Annotated in this window: 16 protein-coding genes, 2 tRNA genes and 3 rRNA genes; 8 read left to right on the top strand and 13 right to left on the bottom strand. The window is 57.1% G+C overall.

All coding sequences use genetic code 11. The features are described from left to right. Window positions 1-50: 50 nt before the first annotated feature. Window positions 51-1,961: an ATP-binding cassette domain-containing protein gene (locus ACA069_RS19395; protein ID WP_187677516.1), complete on the bottom strand. Its 1,911-nt coding sequence runs from the start codon at window positions 1,959-1,961 to the stop codon at window positions 51-53. Window positions 1,962-2,175: 214 nt separating this feature from the next. Here ACA069_RS19395 and ACA069_RS19400 point away from each other — a divergent pair, with 214 nt between their 5' ends. Beyond that, window positions 2,176-4,104, top strand: coding sequence for a transglycosylase SLT domain-containing protein (locus ACA069_RS19400; RefSeq protein WP_497614990.1), 1,929 nt, complete (start codon window positions 2,176-2,178; stop codon window positions 4,102-4,104). 68 nt (window positions 4,105-4,172) lie between these two features. Here the strand turns inward: ACA069_RS19400 and ACA069_RS19405 are convergent, their stop codons facing one another. Then, a complete protein-coding gene (locus tag ACA069_RS19405; protein ID WP_497614992.1) occupies window positions 4,173-5,954 on the bottom strand; it encodes an ABC transporter transmembrane domain-containing protein in 1,782 nt (593 codons plus the stop codon). Window positions 5,955-6,208: 254 nt separating this feature from the next. Between ACA069_RS19405 and ACA069_RS19410 the strand changes: the two genes are divergently transcribed. Next, window positions 6,209-6,388 (top strand): PA1571 family protein, encoded by a 180-nt coding sequence (locus ACA069_RS19410; RefSeq protein WP_401271930.1) that lies wholly within the window; start codon window positions 6,209-6,211, stop codon window positions 6,386-6,388. A 65-nt stretch (window positions 6,389-6,453) separates the two neighbouring features. On the opposite strand, the gene pdxB is transcribed toward ACA069_RS19410, so the two are convergent. Next, window positions 6,454-7,596 (bottom strand): 4-phosphoerythronate dehydrogenase PdxB, encoded by a 1,143-nt coding sequence (gene pdxB, locus ACA069_RS19415; protein ID WP_489880929.1) that lies wholly within the window; start codon window positions 7,594-7,596, stop codon window positions 6,454-6,456. A 159-nt stretch (window positions 7,597-7,755) separates the two neighbouring features. Between pdxB and ACA069_RS19420 the strand changes: the two genes are divergently transcribed. Then, entirely contained in the window at window positions 7,756-9,165 is a 1,410-nt protein-coding gene (locus tag ACA069_RS19420) for an MATE family efflux transporter (RefSeq protein WP_489880928.1), read from the top strand. A gap of 45 nt (window positions 9,166-9,210) precedes the next feature. Here ACA069_RS19420 and tusA read toward each other — a convergent pair whose 3' ends face one another. Continuing rightward, the gene (gene tusA / locus ACA069_RS19425) at window positions 9,211-9,462 is read right to left on the bottom strand and encodes a sulfurtransferase TusA (protein ID WP_007953079.1); all 252 of its coding nucleotides are present in this window, start codon (window positions 9,460-9,462) and stop codon (window positions 9,211-9,213) included. Between the two features lie 50 nt (window positions 9,463-9,512). Then, entirely contained in the window at window positions 9,513-10,583 is a 1,071-nt protein-coding gene (gene rlmM / locus ACA069_RS19430; RefSeq protein WP_497614995.1) for a 23S rRNA (cytidine(2498)-2'-O)-methyltransferase RlmM, read from the bottom strand. Window positions 10,584-10,805: 222 nt separating this feature from the next. Here rlmM and acnA point away from each other — a divergent pair, with 222 nt between their 5' ends. Further along, a complete protein-coding gene (gene acnA, locus ACA069_RS19435) occupies window positions 10,806-13,547 on the top strand; it encodes an aconitate hydratase AcnA (protein WP_497614996.1) in 2,742 nt (913 codons plus the stop codon). A gap of 288 nt (window positions 13,548-13,835) precedes the next feature. Here acnA and ACA069_RS19440 read toward each other — a convergent pair whose 3' ends face one another. Beyond that, entirely contained in the window at window positions 13,836-14,345 is a 510-nt protein-coding gene (locus tag ACA069_RS19440; RefSeq protein WP_489880926.1) for an SRPBCC family protein, read from the bottom strand. A gap of 132 nt (window positions 14,346-14,477) precedes the next feature. Here ACA069_RS19440 and ACA069_RS19445 point away from each other — a divergent pair, with 132 nt between their 5' ends. Together ACA069_RS19445 and ACA069_RS19450 are read left to right on the top strand one after the other, a co-directional pair. Beyond that, window positions 14,478-14,882, top strand: a complete 405-nt coding sequence (locus ACA069_RS19445) for a lysozyme inhibitor LprI family protein (RefSeq protein WP_497614998.1) — start codon at window positions 14,478-14,480, stop codon at window positions 14,880-14,882. 111 nt (window positions 14,883-14,993) lie between these two features. Next, on the top strand, window positions 14,994-15,734 hold the full coding sequence (locus ACA069_RS19450; protein ID WP_497615000.1) for a hypothetical protein: 741 nt from the start codon (window positions 14,994-14,996) through the stop codon (window positions 15,732-15,734). Between the two features lie 7 nt (window positions 15,735-15,741). Here the strand turns inward: ACA069_RS19450 and mrdA are convergent, their stop codons facing one another. From mrdA to ACA069_RS19480, 6 genes are all read right to left on the bottom strand, one after another. Continuing rightward, window positions 15,742-17,634, bottom strand: a complete 1,893-nt coding sequence (mrdA, locus tag ACA069_RS19455; protein WP_497615002.1) for a penicillin-binding protein 2 — start codon at window positions 17,632-17,634, stop codon at window positions 15,742-15,744. Window positions 17,635-17,855: 221 nt separating this feature from the next. Beyond that, a 5S ribosomal RNA gene (gene rrf, locus ACA069_RS19460) occupies window positions 17,856-17,971 on the bottom strand. Window positions 17,972-18,122: 151 nt separating this feature from the next. Beyond that, a 23S ribosomal RNA gene (locus ACA069_RS19465) occupies window positions 18,123-21,016 on the bottom strand. A gap of 250 nt (window positions 21,017-21,266) precedes the next feature. After that, a tRNA-Ala gene (locus ACA069_RS19470) sits at window positions 21,267-21,342 on the bottom strand. Between the two features lie 31 nt (window positions 21,343-21,373). Continuing rightward, window positions 21,374-21,450: transfer RNA gene (locus tag ACA069_RS19475), tRNA-Ile, on the bottom strand. 82 nt (window positions 21,451-21,532) lie between these two features. After that, window positions 21,533-23,069 (bottom strand): 16S ribosomal RNA (locus tag ACA069_RS19480). Together the 16S, 23S and 5S rRNA genes with 2 tRNA genes alongside form the textbook arrangement of a ribosomal RNA operon. A 668-nt stretch (window positions 23,070-23,737) precedes the next feature. Between ACA069_RS19480 and rhtA the strand changes: the two genes are divergently transcribed. Both rhtA and ACA069_RS19490 read left to right on the top strand, forming a co-directional pair. Then, window positions 23,738-24,625, top strand: coding sequence for a threonine/homoserine exporter RhtA (gene rhtA / locus ACA069_RS19485; RefSeq protein WP_187679503.1), 888 nt, complete (start codon window positions 23,738-23,740; stop codon window positions 24,623-24,625). A gap of 168 nt (window positions 24,626-24,793) precedes the next feature. Beyond that, complete coding sequence (locus ACA069_RS19490) at window positions 24,794-25,075, top strand: hypothetical protein (RefSeq protein WP_187679504.1); 282 nt, start codon at window positions 24,794-24,796, stop codon at window positions 25,073-25,075. 1 nt (window position 25,076) lies between these two features. Here ACA069_RS19490 and ACA069_RS19495 read toward each other — a convergent pair whose 3' ends face one another. Next, complete coding sequence (locus ACA069_RS19495) at window positions 25,077-25,640, bottom strand: TetR/AcrR family transcriptional regulator (RefSeq protein WP_497615004.1); 564 nt, start codon at window positions 25,638-25,640, stop codon at window positions 25,077-25,079. Window positions 25,641-25,670: the final 30 nt, after the last annotated feature.

The following is a 25,670-nucleotide window of genomic DNA, read 5'->3' on the forward strand; positions in this document are numbered from 1 at the left end:
AAAGCCCGGCCTCACGCGAATGAGGCCGGGCTTTTTTATTGCCGGATCAATCAGGCATCCAGCTCGGCCCAGCGCTCCACCAGAGCATCCAGTTCGGCCTGCAACTGCTCAAGCGATGCAATCACCTTGGCGGTTTCGGCCGCAGGGCGCTGATAGAAACCACCTTCGGCCATTTCAGCTTCAACCGCTGCGATTTGCTGTTCCTTGGCGTCGATGTCGCCTGGCAAGGCTTCCAGCTCGCGCTGCAACTTATAGCTGAGCTTCTTCTTGGCTGCCGGAGCAGCGGCTGCCGGCGCGGGCTCGGCAGTTACCACCGCCGAATTCAGATCCGCCTTACCCGACTTGCTTTCGGTCACGCCCAACAGACGCGGCGAACCGCCCTGACGGATCCAGTCCTGATAACCACCGACGTATTCACGCACCTTGCCTTCACCTTCGAAGACCAGTGTGCTGGTGACCACGTTGTCGAGGAATGCCCGGTCGTGGCTGACCATCAGCACAGTACCGTTGAAGGTCAGCAGCACTTCTTCGAGCAGCTCGAGGGTTTCCACGTCGAGGTCGTTGGTCGGTTCGTCGAGAACCAGCAGGTTCGCCGGTTTGCTGAACAGTTTGGCCAGCAGCAAGCGCGCACGCTCACCACCCGACAGCGCCTTGACCGGCGTGCGGGCACGCTGCGGGCTGAACAGGAAGTCGCCGAGGTAGCTCAGTACGTGGCGGCTCTGACCGTCGATATCGATGAAGTCGCGACCTTCAGCGACGTTGTCGATAACGGTTTTTTCCAGATCCAGCTGATGACGCAACTGGTCGAAGTAAGCCACGTCGATGCGCGTGCCCTCTTCCACTTTACCGCTGGTCGGTTGCAGACCGTTGAGCATCAGTTTCAACAGGGTGGTCTTGCCGGTACCGTTGGCGCCAAGCAGACCGATACGGTCGCCGCGCTGCAGAACCATCGAGAAATCCTTGATCAGGAACGGGCCGCCCGGATGAGCAAAGCTCACGTTCTCGAGCACCATCACCTGCTTGCCGGATTTGTCGGCGGTATCCAGCTGAATGTTGGCCTTGCCGGTACGCTCACGACGCTCGCTGCGCTCGACGCGCAGGGCTTTCAGGGCGCGCACGCGGCCTTCGTTACGGGTACGACGGGCTTTGATGCCCTGACGGATCCACACTTCTTCCTGGGCCAGACGCTTGTCGAACAGCGCGTTGGCAGTGGCTTCGGCAGCGAGCTCGGCTTCTTTGTGCACGAGGAAGCTGGCGTAGTCGCCGTTCCAGTCGATCAGGCCGCCGCGATCCAGTTCCAGGATGCGCGTGGCGAGGTTTTGCAAGAAGGAACGGTCGTGCGTGATGAACAACACGGCGCCCTGGAAATCCTTCAATGCTTCTTCAAGCCAGGCAATCGCACCGATGTCCAGGTGGTTGGTTGGCTCGTCGAGCAGCAGCAGATCCGGCTCGGACACCAGCGCCTGCGCAAGCAGTACGCGACGACGCCAGCCGCCGGACAGTTCGGCGAGGGTCTTGTCGGCCGGCAGTTGCAGGCGGCTCAGGGTGCTGTCGACCAGAGTCTGCAAGCGCCAGCCGTCACGGGCTTCGAGGTCGTGCTGGACGTGCATCAGCTTGTCCAGATCAGCGTCGGTGACGATGTTCTGGCTCAGGTGATGGTACTCGGCGAGCAATGCGCCAACGCCGTCGAGGCCTTCAGCCACAACGTCGAACACCGTCCGCTCGTCGGCCACCGGCAATTCTTGCGGCAATTCGCCGATTTTCAGACCGGGGGCACGCCACACCGAGCCGTCATCGGGCTTCTGGTCGCCCTTGACCAGTTTCATCATGCTGGACTTGCCAGTGCCGTTGCGGCCGATGATGCACACCCGCTCACCACGGGCGATCTGCCAGGACACCTTGTCCAACAACGGCATCGCGCCGAATGCAAGGGACACATCGCTGAATTTGAGCAGGGTCATGAGCTTCTCCAAAAACCGGGCGCGCATTCTACCTGAGATAGGGCTTCAACAGGCCGGCAATTTGTCTGTTGAAGCACTCTGCACAACATTTGTTGCGAACTTGTGCTGCGAGGCCGGCAAAGCTTTCGCCGCTTGCTGGCAAAAGGCTAAGCTACAGACAATTCAGTGCTGATCCTTGTCGGCACTTGTCATGATTTCTCTGCCCGGATGTCTCATGCGCAGTCGCCTTCTCAGTGTTTTGTCCTGTTTGCTACTTACCGCCACTGCCGTTCAATCCGCCCAGGCGGTGGACCTGTCCACCCAGCGCCAGTATTACGATGAAGCCAAGCGCGCGCTGGCCAAGGGCGATACCGGCCCGTATTTCCGATACAGCCAGGCTCTGGCCGATTATCCGCTGGAACCGTATCTGGCCTACGACGAACTGACCGCGCGCCTGAAAACCGCGAGCAACGCGGAAATCGAGAAATTCCTCGCCGAACACGGCGACCTGCCCCAGGCCAACTGGATGAAGCTGCGCTGGTTGCGCTGGCTCGCCGACCGTGGGGACTGGGCGACCTTCGTCAAGTATTACGACCCGAAACTCAACTTCACTGAACTGGACTGCCTCAATGCGCAGTACCAGATTACCCACGGTAAAAAAGCCGAGGGCTACGCCAATGCCGACAAGCTCTGGCTGACTGGCAAATCGCAACCCGCCGCGTGTGATGCGCTGTTCGGCATCTGGGCCGCCGACGGCCAGTTGACCGAACAGAAACGCTGGGAGCGCACCAAACTTGCGGCTCAGGCGCGCAACTATCCGCTGGCCAACAGCCTGGTCAACGGCCTGACCACCCTCGCCCCACGCGGTCGTTTGCTGGTCGATGTGGCGCAGAAACCCGAGCTGTTGAATCAACAGTCGCGTTTCACCCCGGCCGATGAGCCGATGTCCGACGTGGTCAGCCTTGGCCTGCGCCGCCTGGCCCGCCAGGATCCGGAAAAGGCCATGGCGTTGCTCGACGGTTACGCCAGCAGCATGCATTTCTCCCGCGATGAGAAAGTCGCGATCGCCCGGGAAATCGGCCTGACTCTGGCTCGGCGTTTCGACAGCCGCGCGCTGGACGTGATGACCAAATACGATCCGGAGTTGCGTGACAACACCGTTTCCGAATGGCGCCTGCGCCTGTTGCTGCGCCTGGCTCGCTGGGACGACGCTTATCAACTGACCCGCCGCCTGCCGCAGGATCTGGCGACCACCAATCGCTGGCGCTACTGGCAGGCACGCAGCCTGGAACTGGCGCAACCGCAAAACCCGGAAGCGCAGACGCTATACAAAGGTCTGGCACGGGAGCGTGATTTCTACGGCTTCCTCGCCGCCGATCGCTCGCAATCCCCGTACTCGTTGAACAATAAGCCGTTGGTGCTCAATCAGGCGCTGATCAACAAGGTACGCAATACGCCGGGCGTGCGCCGCGCGCTGGAATTCCATGCCCGCGGGCAGATCGTCGACGGTCGCCGCGAGTGGTATCACGTCAGCCGCCACTTCAACCGTGACGAAATGGTCGCCCAGGCGAAACTTGCCTATGACCTGAAGTGGTATTTCCCGGCGATCCGCACAATCAGTCAGGCTCAGTACTGGGACGATCTGGATATTCGCTTCCCGATGGCCCACCGCGAAACCCTCGTTCGGGAAGCCAAGGTTCGCGGCCTGCATTCGAGCTGGGTGTTCGCCATCACCCGTCAGGAAAGTGCCTTCATGGATGACGCCCGCTCCGGCGTCGGCGCCAGCGGCCTGATGCAATTGATGCCCGGCACCGCCAAGGAAACCGCGCGCAAGTTCAGCATTCCGCTGGCCTCGCCGCAGCAAGTGCTCGATCCGGACAAGAATATCCAGCTCGGCGCTGCTTATCTGAGCCAGGTGCACAGCCAGTTCAACGGCAACCGCGTACTCGCTTCCGCCGCCTATAACGCCGGCCCAGGCCGCGTACGTCAGTGGCTGCGCGGCGCTGATCACCTGAGTTTCGACGTGTGGGTGGAAAGCATCCCCTTTGACGAAACCCGCCAGTACGTGCAAAACGTGCTGTCTTATTCGGTGATCTACGGCCAGAAGCTCAATTCGCCGCAACCGCTGGTGGATTGGCATGAACGCTATTTTGATGATCAGTGATCGACTACGGTTCGATTAAACGAAAATGCCCGCATTGAGAAATGCGGGCATTTTTTATGGGGCGCCAACTAGTTGGTTGTCGCGTGCTGGCCATCACTGAACTGCAATGACGCCAGCCGTGCATACAACGGGTTGCTCACAATCAATTCCTGATGCGTACCGATTGCCACGAGCTTGCCCTGATCCATCACCGCAATCCGGTCGGCATTCTTCACCGTGGCCAAACGATGGGCAATGACCAGTGTGGTGCGGTTGTGCATCAGGCTCGGCAAGGCTTGCTGAATCAGGTGTTCACTTTGCGCATCAAGGGCGCTGGTAGCTTCGTCCAGCAGCAAGATCGGCGCGTCAACCAACAACGCCCGGGCGATAGCCAACCGCTGACGCTGGCCGCCGGAGAGTCCGAGACCGCCATCGCCCAAATGGGTCTGGTATCCGTCGGGCATCTGCTCAATAAAGTCGTGAGCATGAGCAATCCGCGCCGCCTCCTTGACTTGCTCCAGCGTCGCCGTCGGACAGCCATAACGGATGTTCTCTTCCACGCTGCCAAAAAACAGTGCCGGCGTTTGTGAAACCAGGGCGAAACAGCGACGCAGATCCAGCGGATCCAGACTCGTCAATGGCACGCCATCGAGCAGAATCCGGCCTTGGCCGGGATCGTAGAAGCGCAACAGCAAGTCATACACCGTGGATTTACCGGCACCGGACGGCCCCACCAATGCCAGGGTTTCGCCTGCCCTGACCGTAAGATTCAAACCGTCGACGGCGTAGCTTTCTGGCCTTGAAGGGTAGGAAAACCTTACATCCTGCAGCTCCAACTCGCCCCTCACCCGCGCAGGCAACGTTACCAATCCGGAGGTTGGCGGCTGGATAATATTTTCCGAGCGCAGTAATTCGGCAATCCGCTCGGCGGCGCCGGCCGCGCGTTGCAGCTCGCCAATCACTTCACTCAGTGTGCCGAAAGCGCTGCCGACAATCAGGCTGTAGAAGACGAACGCGGCCAGTTCACCGGCAGAAATTCGCCCGGCAATCACGTCCATCCCGCCAACCCACAGCATGACCGCCACGGCACCCAACACCAGCACGATGACCAATGTGATCAGCCATGCCCGCTGGAAGATTCGTTTGCGCGCCGTTTCGAAAGCCTGTTCGACAGTGGTGGCGAAGCGCTGCTCGTCCTGCACCTGATGGTTGTAGGCTTGCACGGTTTTGATCTGGCCGAGGGTTTCGGAAACGTAGCTGCCAATGTCGGCAATCCGGTCCTGGCTCAGCCGCGACAGGTTACGCACGCGGCGGCCGAAGATCAGGATCGGCGCGATCACCAATGGAAGGGCGATAACGACGATGCTGGTAAGTTTTGGATTGGTGATAAACAGCAACACCACGCCGCCGATGACCATCAGCAGATTGCGCAGAAACAGCGAAAGCGACGAGCCGATCACCGATTGCAGCAATGTCGTATCAGCGGTCAGGCGTGACTGGATTTCCGAGCTGCGGTTGTCCTCGTAGAACCCCGGATGCAGGTACACCAGATGGTTGAACACCTGTCGACGAATGTCCGCCACACAACGCTCGCCGATCCACGACACCAAGTAGAACCGGGCAAATGTACCCACCGCCAGACCAAGCACCAGCAGCATGAACAGGCCAATGGATTGATTGAGCAGGTGCGGCGACTGGGTCATGAATCCCTGATCGACCAGTAGTTTGATGCCCTGCCCCATCGACAGAGTGATACCAGCGGTGAGGATCAACGCGAGCAGCGCGCCGAAGGCCTGCCAACGATACGGCGCAAGAAAATGGCTGGTCAGGCGCAGGGCGCGCCGGTGCCTTGAGGAAAGCATCGAGATCATTCGGGTTCACATCTGTACGGATGAATAGGGCCAACCTACAAGCTCAATGGGGTGGAACTCTGTAAATCACAATGAGTCAGGTTAAATATGCCCCCAAAGACTAGGCCATAGTTGCTATTGGTCTAAAGTCCCGGTTGAGACGAGCGGTCATTTCTGTTTGAGTGGAGATGCCGCCGACAGACCGCAGGGAGTTGTCACAGCCCGGTCACGTGGGGGTTTTAACCTAGGCGCACAACCTGATGAGGAGACAGGCCATGTCCTTGCAACAAAGCAGCGAAGACAAGATTGAAGTGATCCGCACCAAGCCCGGCCAGACTCTGGGTTGCTCGATTATCGATGAACAGGGGCGCGAAGTACCGATCACTGAAGACATGATCCAGGACGCCTGCCGCGAACTGGATAAGCGATTGGTCAAGCCTGCCGAACAAAAGTGATGTAGCCACCGTCTTCCTGACCCGGCCCCTTTGGCCGGGTTTTTTCTGTCTGCCAGTGCGGTGGCTTAGATTGCCACCGCGCCCAGCGCCGCCACAATCTGCTGCAACACCGGCGAATCCCCGGCGATCCGCACTTTCAGCCCTTCAATCTCGCGCCGAACCGGATATTGCTTGCGCAACACATCAAACGCCGCCCGCTGCTCGCTGACATTGCCTACAAGGCTGCGACGAAAATCTGCGTCATCCCGGCGCGGGTCGTACACGCCACGGCACAACATCGCCAACGCCCAAGCCGGATCGCTGTCAGCATGCAAGGTCACTTCCGACAACCAGGGTGCTGGCAGTAAGTCAGTGAGCTGGATGCTTGCAGGCACACCGATAAAGTCGCAGTAAGCCTGATAGATCTGCGCTGTACCGCGCTGTTTGCCGTCGAGGCTGTAACCGGCAATGTGCGGCGTGGCCAGGACGCAGAGATCAGCCAGTGACACGTCGACCTCGGGCTCGGCTTCCCAGACATCCAGAACAGCTTGCAGGTCTTCGCGCTCCAGCAGCACTTTGCGCAGTGCAGCGTTATCCACCACTGGACCGCGTGCGGCATTGATCAGCCACGCGCCGGGTTTGAGTTGCTGCAAACGTTGCTGATCGAACAGATGCCACGTCGCGCCGTCACCGCTGCGGGTCAGTGGCGTGTGCAGGCTGATCACATCGCACTGCTCGATGATTTGCTCCAGGCTGACGTAATCGCCACCTTCGGCAGCCTGACGCGGCGGATCGCAGACTTTCACGTTCCAGCCCAGGCCCTTCAGGACGTTGATCAGACGACCGCCCACTTCACCTGCGCCCACCACACCGAAAGTGCGTTGAGTCAGATCAACACCTTCGATTTCGGCGAGGGTCAGCAGACTGCCGAGCACGTAATCGACCACGCCCCGGGCGTTGCAGCCGGGCGCGCTCGACCAGGCAATTCCGGCCTCAGCGAAATACTCCAGATCCAGATGATCGGTGCCGATGGTGCAAGTGCCGACAAAGCGCACCTTGCTGCCTTCCAGCAACGCACGGCTGACATTGGTCACGGAACGTACCAGCAACACGTCAGCCTGCTCGACCGTCGCACGGTCGATGGAGCGGCCCGGTACCCGGCGGATCTCGCCGAAACCTTCAAAAAAGGCATCGAGCAGCGGAATATTTTCGTCGGCAACAATCAGCATGGCGGGCTCCTTGGGCGGATCGGCAGTTTAGGTGCAGATGCACGGTTGGGCCAGCAGGCTTTGTGATTACAAATCCGCAACAGAGGATTTTTCCTGACCAAAGCGTCAGCGGCGTAGAATGCGGCGCCCTGCGCATCAATCTCCGTGGACGCTTTGCCTGTGAATTCTGTAACTGACCAACCTGTCGCCGTCTCCCTGACCCGCCCCGCGCGGATTCGCCTGGAGTTCAAGAACCTGCTCGCCCTGGCGTTGCCGATCATCATCGCGCAACTGGCAACCACGGCCATGGGCTTCGTCGATGCAGTGATGGCCGGTCGCGTCGGACCGAAGGATCTGGCGGCCGTGGCACTGGGTAACTCGATCTGGGTGCCGGTGTTCCTGCTGATGACCGGCACCCTGCTGGCCACCACGCCAAAAGTCGCCCAGCGTTACGGCGCCGGCACCCATAGCGAGATCGGCCCGATCGTGCGTCAGGCGTTGTGGCTGGCGCTGGTGGTCGGACTGATCGCGACCACCATGCTGGTTGCCGCCGAACCGGTGCTGCACCTGATGAAAGTCGATCCAGAGCTGATCGGCCCGTGCATGCAGTATTTGCACGGTATCGCCAGTGGTCTGCCGGCGGTGGCGTTCTACCATGTGCTGCGCTGCTTCAGTGACGGCCTCGGTCGTACCCGCCCGGCGATGGTGCTGGGCCTGTGCGGGCTGGCGCTGAATATCCCGCTGAACTACGTGTTCATTTATGGTCACTTCGGCGTGCCAGCCATGGGTGGCGTTGGCTGCGGCTGGGCCACGGCAATTGTGATGTGGGTGATGGCGCTGGGCCTGGCCGGTTACGAGCGCTGGGCACCGGCTTATCGTTCGAGCGAACTGTTCAGCCGCTTCGACTGGCCGCAATGGGCAGTCATCAAGCGTCTGCTGGCGATCGGTCTGCCGATCGGCATCGCGGTGTTTGCCGAGTCGAGCATCTTCGCGGTGATCGCGCTGCTGATCGGCAGCCTTGGCGCTACCGTGGTGGCCGGGCACCAGATTGCGCTGAACGTCAGCTCACTGGTGTTCATGATTCCCTACTCGCTGGGCATGGCCGTGACCGTGCGCGTCGGTCAGGCTCTCGGTCGCGAAGAACCACGCGAGGCGCGTTTCGCCGCAGGCGTCGGCATGGGCACCGCGCTGGCTTATGCCTGTCTGTCGGCGAGCATGATGTTGCTGCTGCGTGAACCGATTGCGGCGATCTACACGGCTGATCCGACGGTGATTCACATCGCGGCGATGTTGATTGTGTACTCGGCGCTGTTCCAGTTTTCCGATGCGATTCAGGTCACCGCCGCCGGTGCCCTGCGCGGTTATCAGGACACTCGGGTGACGATGATCCTGACTCTGTTCGCCTATTGGGGCATCGGCCTGCCGGTGGGTTACGCCCTCGGCCTGACCGACTGGCTCGGCGAACCGCGTGGTCCGAGCGGCTTGTGGCAAGGTTTGATCGTGGGCTTGAGCTGTGCGGCGCTGATGCTGTCGATCAGGCTGACACGCAGCGCACGCAAGCGCATTCGTATCAGTCGTTCGTTGGGCTGATCAGCCATAAAAAAAGACCTGCATTTGCAGGTCTTTTTTTGTCTGTCAGCCGGACTTCTTGCGAATCCAGTACAGGTAAGTACCGGCCTCTTCGTGCTGCCCCACCAGTTCGTGGTCGAGAAACACACAGAACTTGGGAATGTCGCGGCGAGTCGAGGGATCAGTGGCGATCACCTTGAGCAGTCCGCCAGGCACCAGATCACGGATGTGCTGGTGCAGCATCATCACCGGCTCCGGGCAATTGAGGCCGGTGGCGTCGAGGGTGCCGTCGACCGGCGTGTCGATCATTTCACTCATGATTCACTCCTGAAACTGGCCGGCATTGTCGCGCATTGCCGGGTGCTCGGTCATCTTTTGGTCTTTTTCACATCGTGCCGGCGCAGGTGGCAGGTCACTTCCTCACGGTCGTGATACAGCTGTTTGCAGCCGATATCGACCTTTATCCCGCGCGCCTTGAAACCATCGGCGATGCGCTCAAGCAGGCGCTTCACCTCGGCGTAACGCTGCTTCATTGGCAATTTCAGGTTAACCACGGCCTCGCGGCAATGGCCCTCGCCAATCCACTCTTCGAGCATCGCCGCGTTACGCGCCGGTTTCTCGACGATGTCGCAAACCATCCAGTCCACCGGTTGCTTGGGCTTGAAGGTGAAGCCGTCGGCCATCAAGTGCTGCACCAACCCCGTGTCCATCAGGCTTTCGGCCATCGGGCCGTTGTCGATGGCAGTCACCAGCATGCCGCGATTGACCAGTTGCCAGGTCCAACCGCCCGGCGCTGCGCCGAGGTCAACGCCGGTCATGTCGCTGTGCAAACGATCTTCCCACTGATCACGCGGGATAAAGTGGTGCCAGGCCTCTTCCAGTTTCAGCGTCGAACGGCTCGGCGCCTCACGCGGGAACTTCAAACGTGGAATGCCCATCGGCCACATCGCCGAGTTACCGGCGTCGGCCATGCCGAGAAACACTTCGCGACCGCTTTTGAACGTCAGCAACAGACGCGGCTTGCTGGCGTCATCCACCAGTTTGCCGGCGCCGGTCAGGGCCTTGCGCAGCGGGCCTTCGAATTTCTTGCAGAAGTTCGACAGTTCCTTGCCGTCGTTGGTGTCGACGACTTCCAGCCAGAGGCTGCCGCACACCGGGAATTCGGCCATATTCGCGAGGATCACGCTGATCCGGTCGGTTTCCGGCAGATCGATGAAGACGCCACGCGCCCATTGGCGCGGGAAGATCAACTCGGCGAAACGCTGACTGCGCATCAGGCGCTCGGCGCCGTCTTCTTCGGTGCAGACAAACTCGGCGCACGCGGTGGCCGCTTTGGCCTTGGCGTAGCCGGCCACGTTCAACTGCGCCGCGAGGTCGGAAATCTCCGAACAGACTTCGCCTTCGAAGCCGGGCCGGCAATGCATGAATAGGGTGTTCATTCTTACTCCTGGGCAGAGGACGATTATTCGCCCTCCGCGCGATGCTCAGGTCTTGCGTTGCAGCAAAGCCTGTCACGAAAACCGGCGCATGATAGCCGAAGTCGGAACCTTGGACTTGCCCATAGAGTCCAGTTATTAGCCAGCTACTGAAAACAGGGCTACGTTGTTAGCTCTGCCCGTCCCCTCAATCCGTAGCCGTGCGGATTCAAAGGAGTGATTGTAATGCCGTCCCTCGATAGCCTGAAAACCCTCAAGACCCTGCAGATCGACGACAAGACCTACCACTATTTCAGCCTGCCTGATGCCGCCAAGAGCCTCGGCAATATCGACACGCTGCCGATGTCGCTGAAAGTCCTGCTGGAAAACCTGCTGCGCTGGGAAGATGAAAAAACCGTCACCGGCGCCGACCTCAGGGCAATCGCCGCCTGGCTCAAGGAGCGTCGCTCCGACCGGGAAATCCAGTACCGTCCCGCCCGCGTGCTGATGCAAGACTTTACCGGTGTCCCTGCCGTGGTCGACCTCGCTGCGATGCGCGCCGCCATGGCCAAGGCTGGCGGTGATCCGCAGCGAATCAATCCGTTGTCGCCGGTGGATCTGGTGATCGACCACTCAGTGATGGTCGACAAATTCGCTACCGCCAGCGCTTTCGAACAGAACGTCGACATCGAGATGCAGCGCAACGGCGAACGTTACGCCTTCCTGCGTTGGGGCCAGAGCGCTTTCGACAACTTCAGCGTGGTGCCGCCGGGCACCGGGATCTGCCATCAGGTCAACCTCGAATACCTCGGCCGCACCGTGTGGACCAAGGACGAAGACGGCCGCACCTATGCCTTCCCCGACACCCTGGTTGGCACCGATTCCCACACCACCATGATCAATGGCCTCGGCGTACTTGGCTGGGGCGTCGGCGGGATCGAGGCGGAGGCGGCGATGCTCGGGCAACCGGTGTCGATGCTGATTCCGGAAGTGATCGGTTTCAAACTGACCGGCAAGCTCAAGGAAGGCATTACCGCCACCGACCTGGTGCTGACGGTAACGCAGATGCTGCGCAAGAAAGGCGTGGTCGGCAAATTTGTCGAGTTCTACGGTGATGGCCTCGCCGATCTGCCGCTGGCCGACCGCGCGACCATCGCCAATATGGCGCCGGAATACGGTGCGACGTGCGGTTTCTTCCCGGTCGATGACGTGACGCTGGAGTACTTGCGCCTGTCCGGACGGCCGCCAGAAGTGGTGAAACTGGTCGAGGCTTATACCAAGGCTCAGGGCCTGTGGCGTGTGCCCGGTCAGGAGCCCGTATTTACCGACAGCCTGTCGCTGGACATGGGCAGCGTTGAGGCCAGTCTTGCCGGGCCGAAACGCCCGCAGGATCGCGTTTCATTACCGAATGTCGCCCAGGCCTTCAGCGACTTCCTCGATTTGCAATTCAAGCCGACCAGCAAAGAAGAAGGACGCCTTGAAAGTGAAGGTGGCGGCGGCGTGGCCGTGGGCAATGCCGATCTGGTCGGGGAAACGGAGTACGAATATGAAGGCCACACCTATCGCCTGAAAAACGGTGCCGTGGTCATCGCTGCGATCACCTCTTGCACCAACACGTCCAACCCGAGCGTGATGATGGCGGCCGGGCTGCTGGCGAAAAAAGCCGTGGAAAAGGGCCTGACCCGTAAACCGTGGGTCAAAAGCTCGCTGGCACCCGGTTCGAAAGTGGTCACCGATTACTACAAGGCCGCCGGACTGACGCAGTACCTCGACCAGCTCGGCTTCTCTCTGGTCGGCTATGGCTGCACGACCTGCATCGGTAACTCCGGGCCTTTGCCCGAGCCGATCGAAAAGGCTATTCAGAAAGCCGATCTCGCCGTCGCCTCGGTGCTCTCCGGCAACCGCAACTTCGAAGGCCGGGTGCATCCACTAGTGAAAACCAACTGGCTGGCATCGCCGCCGCTGGTGGTGGCTTATGCCTTGGCCGGTACTGTGCGTACCGATATCAGCAGCGAACCGCTGGGTAACGATCAGCAGGGCAATCCGGTGTACTTGCGTGATATCTGGCCAAGCAGCAAGGAAATCGCCGACGCGGTCAGTCAAGTCAACACCGCGATGTTCCACAAGGAATACGCCGAGGTGTTTGCCGGTGACGAGCAGTGGCAAGCCATCGAAGTGCCGCAGGCGGCAACCTATGTGTGGCAGGACGACTCGACCTACATCCAGCATCCGCCGTTTTTCGACGATATTTCCGGCCCGCTCCCGGAGATCAAGGATGTCAAAGCTGCGCGGGTACTGGCGCTGCTGGGCGACTCGGTGACCACTGACCACATCTCCCCCGCCGGCAACATCAAGGCCGACAGCCCGGCCGGACGCTATCTGCGCGAAAAAGGTGTGGAGCCGCGAGACTTCAACTCCTACGGCTCACGTCGCGGCAACCATGAAGTGATGATGCGCGGTACCTTCGCCAATATTCGCATCCGCAACGAAATGCTCGGCGGCGAAGAAGGTGGCAACACCCTTTACATTCCCACCGGCGAGAAAATGCCGATCTACGATGCGGCCATGCGTTATCAGGCATCGGGAACGCCGTTGGTGGTGATTGCCGGACAGGAATATGGCACGGGCTCAAGTCGGGACTGGGCAGCCAAAGGCACCAACCTGCTGGGCGTCAAAGCCGTGATCGCGGAAAGCTTCGAGCGGATCCACCGCTCCAACCTGGTGGGCATGGGTGTGCTGCCATTGCAGTTCAAGCTTGATCAGAACCGCAAGAGCCTGAACCTGACCGGCAAGGAGACCTTTGAAGTTCTGGGCCTGAGCGGCGTCGAACTGACGCCGCGGATGAACCTGCCCCTGGTGATCACCCGTGAAGACGGGCGCCAGGAGAAAATCGAAGTGCTGTGCCGGATCGACACCTTGAATGAGGTGGAGTACTTCAAGTCGGGCGGGATTCTGCATTATGTGTTGCGGCAGTTGATCGCTTCGTAAACCTGTCGAGGCACAAACACCGCGATCCGGCGGTGTTTGTGTTTAAGCGCAGCACTTTTCTACAGACGAAAAAAAACCCGCCGAAGCGGGTTTTTCCCAAGACCATTATCGACTCCCTGTCGGCAGCGATCCTTGCAGATGGTCGATCATCCCTGATCCTGAAGCACTCCCTGTGCTTCAGTTGATGTGTGTAGATTACGCGCTGGATCCAATCGGCAATAGTCGCAATAGCTACCATCGCGTGTAAGACATTCGCCATAGCAGCCCTTCCGAAAACCCTTAGACGTGTCAGTCATCGAGCGACGAAGCGTCACTGTTTTCGCGCAGACGGGCCTTGGCGCTTTCGGCGAGAAAGCGCTCGAGCCTGCTCAATTGCTCTTCCCAGCCACGGCTGTCACTGTAATACGCCTCTTTCTGGCGGATATCGGGAATATGGGCAAACCCCGATTCGGACACCGTTAGCAACGTGCCATCCTCGTAATCCTGCAGATCGAACTTGACCAGCGTCGTCGGCTCCTGGGAATAGTCGATCTTCGGATTGACTGCATACGGATGCCAACGGAATGAAAACAACTGCTGCGGCTCGACCCGCTCGACCAGCACATTCCACAGCACATGTTCATAACCCGGATATGTGACCTGACCTTGTGTCCATTCACCGGCAATAAAACGTCTGCCCTCCAGCGCTACGCCAAACCACTGGCCGAACGCCTCGGCATCCACCAGCGCGCGCCAGACATGCGATCGTGGCGATTTGAGCGTTATCTTGCGTTCAAAGCTGTTAGGTACTGGTTTCACACGTCACCTCCTGTTCTGAACACTAGGCTTGTATGACCACATGTCCAACCTGAAGTTGTATCAAACGGCTGCCCGGTACCCTGTTTAGTCCGGCTACACTGCTTGCTCTTTAACTTTAAATGAGCATTTCTTATGTCCCCACGCCTGCTCCTGGCCCTGACGTCATTTCTCTTCCCGGCCCTCGCCCACGCCGCCGTCGACTGCGCCAATGCCAGCGACCAAGCCACCATGAACCAGTGTGCCGGCCAGGATTTCAAAGCGGCGGACAAAGAGTTGAATAAGGTATATCAGCAGATCACCGGGCGTTTGAAGGACAACCCGGATGGCAAGAAGCTGTTGGTGAATGCGCAGCGGGCGTGGATCGGGTTTCGTGATGCCGAGTGCAAGTTTTCGTCGTCCGGCGTGACAGGCGGGAGTGTTTATCCGTGGGTTTACAGCAATTGCATGACGGCTGTGACCAAGGTGCGGGTCGAGGCGCTGAAGCAGTATTTGAAGTGTGAAGAAGGTGACATGAGTTGCCCGGTTCCCGGGGCATGATTTTTGGAATGTCTCCGACACATTCAGTAATGCCCACTGTCGCCCTATAACTAAAGGCAAGTCTCTAATCGCCGATAAAGGGCTGACAACCAACGATCAGGGAATGACGAAATGGCGATCTCTTTAAACTCTGCTTTTATCCAGCCATCAGCCTTTGAGCTGAGCAAAACAGCCCAACCATTGACAACAGCGTCGCTCAGCGAAGACCTCAAAAAGGCGGCGGTCAACCTCAATCCGGCGGCGGTTTATCATCCCAGTGATGAAGCCCAGACAATCAGCCCGACCATGGAAGCGATCGATGTCTGGCTAGGCCGATCCCAGGCAGCTGACTTCCCTCAAATTGCCGAACAGCACAAAAACGCCCACGAATCGCTGAAACTGGCGTTTGAAGACTTCAAATCGGCCTTGAGTTACACCTTCCCGGATATCGCCAACAAGAAATTCGGCTTTACTGTTGAAGCCGATGGCAACCTCAAAGCGCTGAACCCCGACAACGAGCTGAGCGCTTCAGACATGGATCAACTCAACTCACTGCTCAATGCCTCAGGCGCATTGAAAACGGCGGCACTCAGTTATCGGGACACGTCCATCGAGTTGGTCGCGGCGGATGCCGGGTGGGGAGGCAGCCATTTGGGCAAGTACAACCTGACCAAAGAAAACTTCGCCAACACCATTGATATGGCAGCCCTTTTTCTACCCAAGGGCAAGGCGCCCAGCGCTGAAGCCATAGACGGCCTTTTCTCGCATCAGTTATGGCGCAAAGGTGAGCTGGGCACGCCGGCCTCGGATGCAGCCATTGTGGCCGCACGCGATGCCGCGATCGATGCCAAAAGAATCGATGAGAAGGTCTGAGTTCCGACTAAACGTGCGGATCACCCGGCGCCTTGCTCGGCGCCGCGTATTGCGGCTTGAGATGGCCATCCTGATCGAGTAACCAGGCGTCCATGATCTGCCTCACCACGGGACCTGCGACACGACCACCCGCCTCACCGTTTTCGATCATCACCGAAATCGCGATCTTCGGATGCTCAGCTGGAGCGAAACCGACGAACAAGGCGTTGTCGCGGTGGCGCTCCAGCGTCTTCTCGCGGTTGTAGCGCTCGCCTTGCTTTATCGCCACCACCTGCGCCGTGCCGCTCTTGCCAGCTATACGGTATTGCGCACCCGCTGCCGCCGCCCGGGCAATGCCGCGCGCATCGTGCATCACCATCTGCATGCCATGGTTGACCTGCTCCCAGTCGCGCGGATCCTTGAGCAGGATGTTCGGCATCGGGTGCTCGTCCACAGGTGCTACGCCATCGACGGTCTTGGCCAGATGCGGACGGTTCCACACACCTTTATTGGCAATCAGTGCGGTGGCTTGAGCCAGTTGCAGCGGCGTCACCTGCATATAACCCTGACCGATGCCGAGGATGACTGTTTCGCCGGGGAACCAAGCCTGTCGCCTTGTGGCACGCTTCCAGGCTTGGGACGGCATCAGTCCGGGAGATTCTTCAAACATATCCAGCGAGACTTTCTCACCAAGACCGAACATGGCCATGTAGTCGTGCAGGCGATCAATGCCCAGTTTGTGCGCAAGGTCGTAGAAGTAGGTGTCGTTGGAACGCATGATCGCGGCGTCCATATCTACCCAGCCGTCGCCGCTGTGGTTCCAGTTACGGTACTTGTGATCGAAGTCCGGGAGTTGGTAATAGCCCGGATCGAACACGCGGCTCTGCGGCGTTACCACGCCGGCATCTAGGCCGGCGATCGCCACTTCCGGTTTGATAGTCGAGCCCGGCGCGTACAAGCCACGCAGCACGCGATTGAAGAGCGGTCGGTCGATGGAGTCACGCAGCGCCGAATACTCCTTGGAGCTGATGCCGGTGACGAACAGGTTCGGGTCAAAACTCGGATTGCTGACCATGGCCAGCACTTCCCCTGTGGACGGGTCAAGCGCCACAACTGAACCACGACGATCACCCAGCGCGGCCTCGGCTGCTTCCTGCAGTTTGACGTCGAGACTCAGGACGATGTTTTTGCCTGGCACCGGGTCGGTGTGCTTGAGCACGCGCAGTACTCTGCCTTGGGCGTTGGTTTCAACTTCCTCGTAACCGACGTGACCGTGCAGTTGTGCTTCGTAGAAGCGCTCGATACCGGTTTTGCCGATGGACTGGGTGCCACGGTATTCAACCGAGTCGAGGGTCTTGGATTCTTTCTCGTTGATCCGGCCTACGTAGCCTATTGAATGGGCGAAGTGCGCACCAAGAGGGTAATCACGGACGAACTGCGCTTCGACATCAAGGCCAGGCAAACGGAATTCATTGACCGCTAACACGGCAATCTGCTCTTCGGTCAGTTCGTAAAACAGCGTCACCGGCGTGAATGGATGCCGAGACTGCTTCATAGCCTTGTCGAACACGTTGCGATCTTCTGCAGGCAGATGCAGAAGATTTATAACCTCATCCAGCTCCTGATTCACATCAGTCGCGCGTTCACGAGTGATGGTCAGGTTGTAACTGGGACGATTGTCGGCCAGCAGCACGCCATTGCGGTCGTAGATCAGCCCGCGTGTCGGCGGGATTGGCAAGACGTGCACCCGGTTGTTTTCAGAGATGGTCGAGTGATAGTCGAATTCCACAACTTGCAGAATGTACATGCGAACGACGAGGGCACAGCTGACAGCGAAGACGAACAAGGCGCAGGCGATCAATCGCGTGTTGACCAGACGCGTCTCTTTTTCGTGATCTTTGATCGGGATTGGCTCAGGCATTTCTACAGCAACTCTTTGACATAAATGAGTGCCGATCCGTGGGCATGACATCAGTCCGTGAAAAAACGAGCTGCACCATACCAAAACTACCCGGTCACTTCAGAACGATTTTCCCAGCGGTAGCTGTTGCGATGGTTTGATGTGGCTGACGCGAGCAAAAAACTTTCCTGCGGACAAAACAAAACCCCAACTGCTTTCGCAATTGGGGTTTCGGAATTTAATCTTGACGATGACCTACTCTCACATGGGGAAACCCCACACTACCATCGGCGATGCATCGTTTCACTGCTGAGTTCGGGATGGGATCAGGTGGTTCCAACGCTCTATGGTCGTCAAGAAATTCGGGTACTGAGTCGTGACCTGTTGGCCTCGCTTCAGCAAATTGGGTATGTGACAGCTTTCGGTGTTTTGTGAACATCGAACTTTCGGTTCGTTTCGTCTTCACACACCGCAATCTGGCCTTTCGACGCAAATTGCTTGGGTGTTATATGGTCAAGCCTCACGGGCAATTAGTATTGGTTAGCTCAACGCCTCACAGCGCTTACACACCCAACCTATCAACGTCGTAGTCTTCGACGGCCCTTCAGGGAACTCAAGGTTCCAGTGAGATCTCATCTTGAGGCAAGTTTCCCGCTTAGATGCTTTCAGCGGTTATCTTTCCCGAACATAGCTACCCGGCAATGCCACTGGCGTGACAACCGGAACACCAGAGGTTCGTCCACTCCGGTCCTCTCGTACTAGGAGCAGCCCCTCTCAAATCTCAAACGTCCACGGCAGATAGGGACCGAACTGTCTCACGACGTTCTAAACCCAGCTCGCGTACCACTTTAAATGGCGAACAGCCATACCCTTGGGACCGGCTTCAGCCCCAGGATGTGATGAGCCGACATCGAGGTGCCAAACACCGCCGTCGATATGAACTCTTGGGCGGTATCAGCCTGTTATCCCCGGAGTACCTTTTATCCGTTGAGCGATGGCCCTTCCATACAGAACCACCGGATCACTAAGACCTACTTTCGTACCTGCTCGACGTGTCTGTCTCGCAGTCAAGCGCGCTTTTGCCTTTATACTCTACGACCGATTTCCGACCGGTCTGAGCGCACCTTCGTACTCCTCCGTTACTCTTTAGGAGGAGACCGCCCCAGTCAAACTACCCACCATACACTGTCCTCGATCCGGATAACGGACCTGAGTTAGAACCTCAAAGTTGCCAGGGTGGTATTTCAAGGTTGGCTCCACGCGAACTGGCGTCCACGCTTCAAAGCCTCCCACCTATCCTACACAAGCAAATTCAAAGTCCAGTGCAAAGCTATAGTAAAGGTTCACGGGGTCTTTCCGTCTAGCCGCGGATACACTGCATCTTCACAGCGATTTCAATTTCACTGAGTCTCGGGTGGAGACAGCGCCGCCATCGTTACGCCATTCGTGCAGGTCGGAACTTACCCGACAAGGAATTTCGCTACCTTAGGACCGTTATAGTTACGGCCGCCGTTTACCGGGGCTTCGATCAAGAGCTTCGCGTTAGCTAACCCCATCAATTAACCTTCCGGCACCGGGCAGGCGTCACACCCTATACGTCCACTTTCGTGTTTGCAGAGTGCTGTGTTTTTAATAAACAGTCGCAGCGGCCTGGTATCTTCGACCGGCATGAGCTTACGGAGCAAGTCCTTCACCCTCACCGGCGCACCTTCTCCCGAAGTTACGGTGCCATTTTGCCTAGTTCCTTCACCCGAGTTCTCTCAAGCGCCTTGGTATTCTCTACCCAACCACCTGTGTCGGTTTGGGGTACGGTTCCTGGTTACCTGAAGCTTAGAAGCTTTTCTTGGAAGCATGGCATCAACCACTTCGTCATCTAAAAGATGACTCGTCATCAGCTCTCGGCCTTAGAATCCCGGATTTACCTAAGATTCCAGCCTACCACCTTAAACTTGGACAACCAACGCCAAGCTGGCCTAGCCTTCTCCGTCCCTCCATCGCAATAACCAGAAGTACAGGAATATTAACCTGTTTTCCATCGACTACGCTTTTCAGCCTCGCCTTAGGGACCGACTAACCCTGCGTCGATTAACGTTGCGCAGGAAACCTTGGTCTTTCGGCGTGGGTGTTTTTCACACCCATTGTCGTTACTCATGTCAGCATTCGCACTTCTGATACCTCCAGCAAGCTTCTCAACTCACCTTCACAGGCTTACAGAACGCTCCTCTACCGCATCACCCGAAGGTGATACCCGTAGCTTCGGTGTATGGTTTGAGCCCCGTTACATCTTCCGCGCAGGCCGACTCGACTAGTGAGCTATTACGCTTTCTTTAAAGGGTGGCTGCTTCTAAGCCAACCTCCTAGCTGTCTAAGCCTTCCCACATCGTTTCCCACTTAACCATAACTTTGGGACCTTAGCTGACGGTCTGGGTTGTTTCCCTTTTCACGACGGACGTTAGCACCCGCCGTGTGTCTCCCATGCTCGGCACTTGTAGGTATTCGGAGTTTGCATCGGTTTGGTAAGTCGGGATGACCCCCTAGCCGAAACAGTGCTCTACCCCCTACAGTGATACATGAGGCGCTACCTAAATAGCTTTCGAGGAGAACCAGCTATCTCCGAGCTTGATTAGCCTTTCACTCCGATCCACAGGTCATCCGCTAACTTTTCAACGGTAGTCGGTTCGGTCCTCCAGTTAGTGTTACCCAACCTTCAACCTGCCCATGGATAGATCGCCCGGTTTCGGGTCTATTCCCAGCGACTAGACGCCCTATTAAGACTCGCTTTCGCTACGCCTCCCCTATTCGGTTAAGCTCGCCACTGAAAATAAGTCGCTGACCCATTATACAAAAGGTACGCAGTCACCCAACAAAGTGGGCTCCCACTGCTTGTACGCATACGGTTTCAGGATCTATTTCACTCCCCTCTCCGGGGTTCTTTTCGCCTTTCCCTCACGGTACTAGTTCACTATCGGTCAGTCAGTAGTATTTAGCCTTGGAGGATGGTCCCCCCATATTCAGACAAAGTTTCTCGTGCTCCGTCCTACTCGATTTCATGACTAAGAGATTTTCGCGTACAGGGCTATCACCCACTATGGCCGCACTTTCCAGAGCGTTCCGCTAATCTCAAAGCCACTTAAGGGCTAGTCCCCGTTCGCTCGCCACTACTAAGGGAATCTCGGTTGATTTCTTTTCCTCAGGGTACTTAGATGTTTCAGTTCCCCTGGTTCGCCTCTTGCACCTATGTATTCAGTACAAGATAACCATCTTATGATGGCTGGGTTCCCCCATTCAGACATCTCCGGATCAAAGTCTGTTTGCCGACTCCCCGAAGCTTTTCGCAGGCTACCACGTCTTTCATCGCCTCTGACTGCCAAGGCATCCACCGTATGCGCTTCTTCACTTGACCATATAACCCCAAGCAATCTGGTTATACTGTGAAGACGACATTCGCCGAAAATTCGATAATACTCAATTCAGAGTAACTCACAAATTTTACCTTAGCCTGATCCGTTACCAGTGAAAGTAACGTTCAGTCTATCTTTCTATCACATACCCAAATTTTTAAAGAACGATCTAATCAAAGACTAGAAATCAACATTCATCATCATACTGATGGAATGCTCATTTCTAAGCTTTCAAAACTTCAGAAGCAGTAGTGGTGGAGCCAAGCGGGATCGAACCGCTGACCTCCTGCGTGCAAGGCAGGCGCTCTCCCAGCTGAGCTATGGCCCCGTATTCTCTACAGGCGTTTCCCACACAAAATTGGTGGGTCTGGGCAGATTCGAACTGCCGACCTCACCCTTATCAGGGGTGCGCTCTAACCAACTGAGCTACAGACCCAATTTCGGGCTGCTTCTTATCGTCTTCTTCAATGAATCAAGCAATTCGTGTGGGAACTTATGGAGCAGCTGATGTCGTCGATTAAGGAGGTGATCCAGCCGCAGGTTCCCCTACGGCTACCTTGTTACGACTTCACCCCAGTCATGAATCACACCGTGGTAACCGTCCTCCCGAAGGTTAGACTAGCTACTTCTGGTGCAACCCACTCCCATGGTGTGACGGGCGGTGTGTACAAGGCCCGGGAACGTATTCACCGTGACATTCTGATTCACGATTACTAGCGATTCCGACTTCACGCAGTCGAGTTGCAGACTGCGATCCGGACTACGATCGGTTTTATGGGATTAGCTCCACCTCGCGGCTTGGCAACCCTTTGTACCGACCATTGTAGCACGTGTGTAGCCCAGGCCGTAAGGGCCATGATGACTTGACGTCATCCCCACCTTCCTCCGGTTTGTCACCGGCAGTCTCCTTAGAGTGCCCACCATTACGTGCTGGTAACTAAGGACAAGGGTTGCGCTCGTTACGGGACTTAACCCAACATCTCACGACACGAGCTGACGACAGCCATGCAGCACCTGTCTCAATGTTCCCGAAGGCACCAATCCATCTCTGGAAAGTTCATTGGATGTCAAGGCCTGGTAAGGTTCTTCGCGTTGCTTCGAATTAAACCACATGCTCCACCGCTTGTGCGGGCCCCCGTCAATTCATTTGAGTTTTAACCTTGCGGCCGTACTCCCCAGGCGGTCAACTTAATGCGTTAGCTGCGCCACTAAGAGCTCAAGGCTCCCAACGGCTAGTTGACATCGTTTACGGCGTGGACTACCAGGGTATCTAATCCTGTTTGCTCCCCACGCTTTCGCACCTCAGTGTCAGTATCAGTCCAGGTGGTCGCCTTCGCCACTGGTGTTCCTTCCTATATCTACGCATTTCACCGCTACACAGGAAATTCCACCACCCTCTACCATACTCTAGCTTGTCAGTTTTGAATGCAGTTCCCAGGTTGAGCCCGGGGATTTCACATCCAACTTAACAAACCACCTACGCGCGCTTTACGCCCAGTAATTCCGATTAACGCTTGCACCCTCTGTATTACCGCGGCTGCTGGCACAGAGTTAGCCGGTGCTTATTCTGTCGGTAACGTCAAAACACTAACGTATTAGGTTAATGCCCTTCCTCCCAACTTAAAGTGCTTTACAATCCGAAGACCTTCTTCACACACGCGGCATGGCTGGATCAGGCTTTCGCCCATTGTCCAATATTCCCCACTGCTGCCTCCCGTAGGAGTCTGGACCGTGTCTCAGTTCCAGTGTGACTGATCATCCTCTCAGACCAGTTACGGATCGTCGCCTTGGTGAGCCATTACCTCACCAACTAGCTAATCCGACCTAGGCTCATCTGATAGCGCAAGGCCCGAAGGTCCCCTGCTTTCTCCCGTAGGACGTATGCGGTATTAGCGTTCCTTTCGAAACGTTGTCCCCCACTACCAGGCAGATTCCTAGGCATTACTCACCCGTCCGCCGCTGAATCCAGGAGCAAGCTCCTCTCATCCGCTCGACTTGCATGTGTTAGGCCTGCCGCCAGCGTTCAATCTGAGCCATGATCAAACTCTTCAGTTCAAACATCTTTGGGTTTTTAAGAAACCCTAAACTTGGCTCAGCAATCGTTGGTTACATCTTTGATTTCTCGCGGAGTAACTTGTGATGCTGATAATCTTGTTGACTATCAGCCTGACTCCACAAGCACCCACACGAATTGCTTGATTCAGTTGTTAAAGAGCGGTTGGTTAAGATCTTTCGTCTCAACCGAGGCGCGCATTCTACAGCAGCCTCATTTGCTGTCAAGTGATTATTTTCAGAAGTTTTCGAAGAATTCTTCAACAACTTCAACCACTTGCGCTTCCGATCTCTCGTTAGCGGGAGGCGAATTCTACAGCGTTACTCGCTGTTGTCAACACCTCTTTTTCTCCGCTTTCGACCGAGAAGATCGAACCGTTAAAAGAGCCAAACATCACCGCTCTTTCAACTCCCTCCAGGCTTCGGCGAACTGAAGCAACCCGCCGCCGAAAACCGTATAACTCATTGAATCTCAAGGAGTTTTCCGTTTCGACTGCGCCGGAAGTGGGGCGAATTATAGACTTCCAGAGTCTGCCGTCAACCGTTAATTTTACTTTTCATCGAAACAGCTGAAAACCCAGCTTATATATAGACGGCATAGGCGAGATTGCGCAGTATATTGCCCAATAGCCAAAACAATACTCTGCTCTTATTTCGGACGATGCCGCGCAATGAATGACCAACCACGCTCTCTTGCCTCCATGCTGTTCCCGGTTGGCCTGCTATTAATAGCCATGGCGTCGATCCAGTCCGGTGCATCCCTGGCCAAAAGCATGTTCCCCGTAGTGGGCGCTCAAGGAACCACCACTCTGCGTCTGATCTTCGCCAGCGTGATCATGTTGTTACTGCTGCGTCCGTGGCGCGCGAAGCTGACATCCAAGTCGTTGCGCACAGTGATTGTCTACGGCATGGCGCTGGGCGGCATGAACTTCCTCTTCTATATGTCATTGCGCACAGTGCCGCTGGGCATAGCAGTTGCTCTCGAATTCACTGGCCCGCTCGCTGTAGCTATATATGCATCCCGTCGCGCCATCGACTTTCTATGGATCGGCCTGGCCGCCGCCGGACTCATGCTGTTGATACCGACGGGAGCAACCACTGCCGGAATCGATTTGATCGGTGCAAGTTACGCCCTGGGTGCCGGAGTCTGCTGGGCACTTTACATTCTGTTCGGTCAGAAGGCCGGCGCTGACAACGGCGTCACGACCGCAGCGTTAGGCGTGATGATTGCGGCATTGTTTGTAGCCCCCATAGGCATCGTGCATGCTGGCGCTGCGCTACTGACACCATCACTGATTCCAATCGCGATTGGCGTCGCGATCTTGTCCACTGCCCTCCCCTACACACTGGAAATGGTCGCGCTCACCCGCATGCCCGCGCGCACTTTCGGTACTTTGATGAGCATCGAACCCGCGTTCGGAGCATTGTCGGGCCTGCTGTTTCTGCAGGAATACCTCACGCTGTCACAATGGATGGCGATCCTGTGCATTATTCTGGCTTCCGTCGGCGCGACAATGACCATGGGCAGTGCCGCCAAGCCTGCCATCGCGGCAGATTGAAACAGGATTTAACGAAGGTCTGGCAATTGGCGTTCATATAGGCCATGTTTAGGCTCGTAACCCAATGCCAGACATGGATTTTTTCGTACAGGGATTTCAAAACGCTTTGAGCGCAGGCGAATACAGGCAGACCCGAGCGCCAGACTCGTGGCCGCTATAAGGACGGGAATGAAACGAATTTTGATATTGATCGCCGTACTCGCAATCGCGGGTTGCGCGGCGACCTCGAAAACCCAGGTAAAGCACGGCAAAAAAGGGCTGCACATCAACTGCTCGGGGCTCTCGTCCTCCTGGGACCAGTGCTATAACAGCGCAGCCAGCTCCTGCGCTCCGAAAGGCTACAAAGTTATCGCCAAATCGGGGGATTCCGTGGAGGAGCCTGGCGACTATCCATTCGGCCTCAATCCTGCGGGCTATACCAGCCGCAGCATGATCGTCATCTGTAAATAGGTCAGGGCTGCCTGGTGATCTGGCGACAAATCTCGTCATGGCTGGACTTCAGCACTGTTCTCTGAATGTCCGGGCTGGCCAACATACGCGCCACCACCAGTGCTCCCACGCACTGCGACAGAACCGACCATGCCAGACTGTCACTCTCAAGTATCCGCGCCCAACTCTCCTGAAGCCGGCAGATCCACAGCTCTGCCTGCTCACGTACCTGAATATCCGAGCGAGCGATTTCCGCGCCTAACGCAGGCAAAGCACAGCCAGATTCGGGTTGTTCAACATGAGCCATGCTCAAATAATGTCTGAGGCAGCGTTGCAGCCGCTCGCGATCCGGCTCGCTTTGCCCACCCAATCGCTCCATGCTTTGCCCCAACTCTCTCTCGACGATGGCAATAAACAGCGCATCTTTCGACGAAAAGTGGCTGTAAAACGCCGCGCCACTCAGGCCAATAGCCTTCATCAAGCCATCGACACCGACCGTGGAAAACCCGGATCGCTTCGCCGACAGCGCACTGTTCTGCAATAATTTCTCCCGGGTTTCCAGCTTGTGACTGGCGGAGTAACGCATGTGTTTGCCCTCGAATTGACCGCCTTGACG

This window comes from Pseudomonas sp. LBUM1652 (assembly GCF_059716105.1).